Origin of the sequence: Mesorhizobium sp. M7A.F.Ca.CA.001.10.2.1, from assembly GCF_003998575.1 — a bacterium.
Classification (GTDB): domain Bacteria; phylum Pseudomonadota; class Alphaproteobacteria; order Rhizobiales; family Rhizobiaceae; genus Mesorhizobium.
Genome location: NZ_RZQY01001065.1, coordinates 1 through 1,233, shown reverse-complemented (window position 1 = coordinate 1,233; position 1,233 = coordinate 1). Strand labels below are relative to the sequence as shown.

Below are 1,233 nucleotides of genomic sequence, written 5' to 3'. Positions count from 1 at the left end.
AGCGAAGATGTTGGCGATGAGCCCGGCCTTCATGTCGCCGGCGCCGCGGCCGTAGAGCCAATCGCCGTCGCGGGTGGCGGAAAACGGCGGATAGCGCCAATGTGACGGGTCCGCCGTCGGCACGACGTCGACATGGGCGTTCAGGGCCAGCGAGCGGCCGACTTGCGAAGCCGGCGTCTTCCTGCCGACCACGTTGAACGCGCCGGCATAGTCGATCGTCGCCGGCGAGAAGGCCGGATGATTGGCCATCGCCCGCATATCGATGCCGAACCGTTCCACCGCATAGCCGCGTTCGGCGAGCGCTGAGGCGACGATCTCCTGCGCGGCGCCTTCCTGCCCGCGCAGCGAAGGCGCGCGGACGAGCCGCTGTAACAGTTCGACCTGGCTTTCAAAATTGTCATCGACCGCGCGGGCGATGTGATCTGGATCGGGGAATGAGGATTTCATGACTAGCCTTCCTGACTGAACCGGCGGGGAGAAGTCGCGCGTCTCTCTTGCCCAGCCGGCACTGTCAATGGCCGTTCTGGCCGGCAGCATAGGTGCAACAGGAACCGTTGCCCGAGATAAGCGGGCCGGCGAGCCGGACGCCGCGTTGCCGGACGCATTTGCTCTCCATGCCGCGCCCTCCCAGCTATGCCGGACAGAGGGCCTTGCGCAGGGCCTCGACGAACTGCTTCAGCGGCGGGGTTGGGCCGACGTTGTATTTCCAGTTGGTCAGTCCGATGGTCAGCGAATCCTCGTAGCTCTGGCCGCGAAGATAGGTGACCAGCTTGTCGAGATCGATGATGCCGTCGCCCCAGGCAAGATGGCTGCCGCCGGCATCCGAGTCGGTGAAATGCACATGTGCGACGCGGCCGGCGACATGGGTGAAATTATCTTCGGGCCGTTCATGCGTCATCACCGCGCCGGCCACGTCATAGACGGAACGCTATACGCGTTCATGTGGCAACAACTCGAACGAGAGGCGAGCTAAGCTGAAGGCCTCATGAAGTAAAGTTACGCATCAGGTTTCAGAGAAACGTTGACACCCTGACGGTTTAATTCAAAACCTCGACCTAAAGGGAGATATTCAATGGCTCGCCATCCGTCGCAAGAAAATCGCATATCACAACCTAATGATGACACGGTCATCCCAGGCGTCAAGCGCAATGCACAAGATGTCATTGGGCTCATTGTCGACCAGCAGTCACAGTTCTCCAAAACAAACGGCCGGATTGCGCACGCGATTTTGAG

General features: G+C 60.9%; 2 protein-coding genes. Both read right to left on the bottom strand.

Features of this window, described 5'->3' with window-relative positions; genetic code table 11:
• Positions 1 to 447 (bottom strand): M20/M25/M40 family metallo-hydrolase (locus EN964_RS35095; RefSeq protein ID WP_127277480.1); only part of this gene is annotated, 447 nt, incomplete at its 3' end.
• 184 nt (positions 448 to 631) lie between these two features.
• Positions 632 to 898 carry a hypothetical protein gene (locus EN964_RS35090; RefSeq protein WP_236383061.1) on the bottom strand — a complete coding sequence of 89 codons (267 nt, stop codon included), beginning with the start codon at positions 896 to 898 and terminating at the stop codon, positions 632 to 634.
• Between the last annotated feature and the right edge of the window lie 335 nt (positions 899 to 1,233).

Bases quoted from the DNA above. Each gene is read 5' to 3' on its own strand.
- EN964_RS35090 (WP_236383061.1), bottom strand. From the start codon at position 898: ATGACGCATGAACGGCCCGAAGATAATTTCACCCATGTCGCCGGCCGC.